This window comes from Bacillus sp. P4_D3 (assembly GCF_056401855.1).
This window is the reverse complement of sequence record NZ_JBFUIN010000332.1, coordinates 1-3,524: the sequence shown is the minus strand read 5'-3', so window position 1 is coordinate 3,524 and position 3,524 is coordinate 1. Positions and strand designations below refer to the sequence as shown.

General features: G+C 31.8%; 4 protein-coding genes. 3 read left to right on the top strand and 1 reads right to left on the bottom strand.

All coding sequences use genetic code 11. From position 1 onward, the window contains the following. Positions 1-427: TetR/AcrR family transcriptional regulator (locus tag AC1DTM_RS20505; protein WP_477000752.1), on the bottom strand; the 427-nt coding region annotated here is incomplete at its 3' end. A 155-nt stretch (positions 428-582) separates the two neighbouring features. On the opposite strand from AC1DTM_RS20505, the gene AC1DTM_RS20500 reads away from it, so the two are divergent. The 3 genes from AC1DTM_RS20500 to AC1DTM_RS20490 form a co-directional block, all read left to right on the top strand. Further along, on the top strand, positions 583-1,476 hold the full coding sequence (locus AC1DTM_RS20500; RefSeq protein ID WP_016105819.1) for an ABC transporter ATP-binding protein: 894 nt from the start codon (positions 583-585) through the stop codon (positions 1,474-1,476). Further along, positions 1,469-2,275, top strand: coding sequence for an ABC transporter permease subunit (locus AC1DTM_RS20495; protein WP_016105818.1), 807 nt, complete (start codon positions 1,469-1,471; stop codon positions 2,273-2,275). Before AC1DTM_RS20500 ends, AC1DTM_RS20495 begins: the two co-directional genes overlap by 8 nt. 357 nt (positions 2,276-2,632) lie before the next feature. Beyond that, the coding region (locus AC1DTM_RS20490) for a peptide ABC transporter substrate-binding protein (protein WP_477000751.1) at positions 2,633-3,524 on the top strand (892 nt) is incomplete at its 3' end.

Here is a 3,524-nt window from a genome sequence, read left to right as displayed (position 1 = left end):
GTGCTTGTTCTAATATTTCTAAATACCAAGGCAAGATTTTTTCGTTTTGATAACTATAAATAAATTCTCGGAGCGTTTCGTCTCTTTGCATCATTTGTAGTAACATATCAGGCTGAAATAACCCCCCAGTATTCATTTTTCTTACAATCATTTTTTGCATCATATCATGAAAAGGTAATTTTTCTTCTGCAAGATCTTTATAATATTGAAATTCAGATATTATAAATTCTTGTATAAGTTCCCTAAATAACGCATCTTTACTTCCGAAATGATTATAAATTGTAACTTGAGAAACGTTTGCTTTTTTTGCAATATGTTCTATTTTTACTTCATTAAATCCGCGTTCTGAAAATAATATAAAGGCCGCATCTTTAATGGCACGTTTTTTCTTTTCTTTCACTTTTTCAAAGCCGTTCAAAGTAATCACCTCATTTAAAATATACAAGAAAAAATAATTGAAAACAATATTTTTGAAATATGGACATATAAATATTTCAAAAAGTTGTTGCGAATATGAAAGATGAGGAGTACAATAATTTTGAAATATCACACATTAAATATTTCAAAAAATGAGGTGGGCTTATGATTTCAGTTCAAAATGTCACAAAACAGTTTTCAAATGGGAAAGGCTTGTTTAATATTACATTTGAAGTGAAAGAAGGGGAAGTTTTTGGCTACTTAGGACCAAATGGAGCTGGAAAATCAACAACGATTCGTAACTTAATGGGATTTATAAAACCAGCAGCTGGTAAAGCAACGATTTTTGGATTAGATTGTTGGGAAGATGCTGCGAAAATTCAAAGAGAAGTTGGCTATTTACCAGGAGAAATTTCTTTTATTGAAGGAATGAATGGATTAGAGTTTTTAAATTTAATGCAAGGAATGCGTGGGTTAAAAGATATAAAAAGACGAGATGAATTGATAGAACGTTTGCAATTCGATGTGAAAATACCAATTCGAAAAATGTCTAAAGGAATGAAACAAAAAGTAGGGATAGTTGCGGCATTTATGCATGATCCAGAAGTATTAATTTTAGATGAACCAACATCAGGACTCGATCCACTTATGCAACAAGTATTTATAGATTTAATATTAGAGGAAAAGCAAAGAGGGAAAACAATCCTTATGTCATCACATATTTTCACTGAAATTGAGAGAACTTGTGACAGAGTAGCTATTATTAAAGATGGACATCTTGTAACCGTAGAAGATATTCATGATTTACAAGGAATGCGAAGACAAGTAATAGATGTAACAGTATCATCTCAAGAAGAAATCGAGTCTCTTAAACAATGTGATTTGCAATTTGAAGGGGTGAAAGGTAGAGAGGCGTCAATTATTGTGCAAGGAAACTACCAAACAGTTTTACAAATACTTTCAAACTATAATGTAACGGCACTTCAAACGAGAGCGACGGATTTAGAACATTTATTTATGCATTATTACGAGAAGAAAGAAGGGATAAAGCATGAATAAACAACTATTTTTAGCTAGTTTGAAAGAAACTCAAAAAAGTATATTGAGCTATGCTACTGGTGCAGCTCTTTATTTATGGTTATTAATTTGGATATTCCCATCGATGGTTTCAGCGAAAGGTTTAAATGAATTAATAAGTGCCATGCCTGATAGTGTAAAAAAAATCGTTGGAATGGAAAGCCCAATTCAAAATGTAATGGATTTTTTAGCTGGTGAATATTATAGCCTATTGTTTATTATCATTTTAACAATTTTTTGCGTCACGGTTGCAACACATTTAATTGCTCGTCATGTAGATAAAGGGGCGATGGCATATTTATTAGCAACACCTGTATCAAGGGTGAAAATTGCAATTACACAAGCTACCGTTCTCATATTGGGATTACTAATTATTGTAATTGTTACTTACGTAGCGGGMTTATTAGGCGCAGAATGGTTTTTAAAAGATAATAATTTAAATAAAGAATTATTTTTGAAAATAAACGTAGTCGGAGGGCTTATATTTTTAGTAGTTAGTGCCTATTCATTTTTCTTTTCCTGTATATGTAATGATGAAAGGAAGGCACTTAGCTACTCAGCAAGTTTAACAATCTTATTTTTCGTATTAGATATGGTAGGGAAATTAAGTGATAAGTTAGAGTGGATGAGAAATATATCCTTGTTTACATTGTTTCGTCCGAAAGAAATTGCTGAAGGAACATATAATATATGGCCGCTAAGTATAGGCTTAACTGCTGGAGCGCTTTGTATCTTCATAGTAGCAATTGTAGTGTTTAGGAAGAGGGATTTACCGTTGTAAATTAGAAAGTCCACTGAGAAAGTGGGCTTTTTTCGTTTTTGTAGGAAAGAGATTTCTAAAATATACATTATTTATTAACGACAATCTACAGTCTGTTTATTAGAAAACATAATATACACTATTAAAATAGTGTATATGTAACGATGGAAAATGATATTAAAAAACTATATAGAATTTTTATGAATATTACTGTAAAAAAATAATTTTTTAAAAATTTTCAATAATAACACTTTACAAATTTTTAAAAATTAGTAGAATAAGAGGTAGTAAGAATCGTCTGATAAATATATAAAGAAAAACAGAATTATCAGAAAATTCTTAAATAGATATCGTTTAGAATTAGGGAGGGTACAGAAAATGAAAAAGAAAAAAATGAAAAAACTAACAGCAGTTGTAGTACCGGTTTTAGCAATGAGCATGGCATTAACAGCATGTTCTACATCAGGCGGAGATAAGAAGACAAGTACAAACTCAAGTGGAGATAGCAAGTCAGAGGGAAAATTAGCGGCAAAACAAGTGTTAAATCGCACAGAAACAAATGAAATTCCAACGATGGATACTTCGAAAAATACGGATACACTTGGTTCGCAAATTTTAGGAAATACAATGGAAGGTTTATATCGCCTAGATAAAGATAATAAGCCAACTCCAGCTGCCGCGGAATCTAGTACGAAAAGTGAAGATGGTAAAAAATATACATTTAAACTACGTAAAGATGCAAAATGGTCAAATGGTGACCCAGTAACTGCGAAAGATTTCGTATATGCATGGCAACGTCTATTAGATCCGAAAACAGCTGCTGAGTATGCGTTTATCGCATTCCCACTAAAAAATGCAGAAGCGGTTAATAAAGGAGAAAAACCTGTAACTGAATTAGGAGCGAAAGCGTTGGATGATTATACGCTTGAAGTTGAATTAGAGCAAGCGGTACCGTACTTCTTAAACTTAGTAGCATTTCCATCGTATTATCCACTAAATGAAAAATTTGTAAAAGAAAAAGGGGATAAATACGGTTTAGAATCTGATACAGTAGTTTATAATGGACCGTTCGTTCTTACTGACTGGAAACATGAGCAAGGTTGGAAGTTGAAGAAAAATGATCAATATTGGGATAAAAAGACTGTAAAATTAGATGAAATTAACTATAGCGTTGTAAAAGAGCAAGCAACTCGTGTGAATTTATATGATAGCGGTCAAGTTGACTTTGCTTTATTAAATGGTGAGTTTGTCGATAAATATAGAAATAAGA

Excerpts from the sequence above, each read along its gene's own strand:
- AC1DTM_RS20500 (WP_016105819.1), top strand. The coding sequence starts at position 583 with ATGATTTCAGTTCAAAATGTCACAAAACAGTTTTCAAATGGGAAAGGC.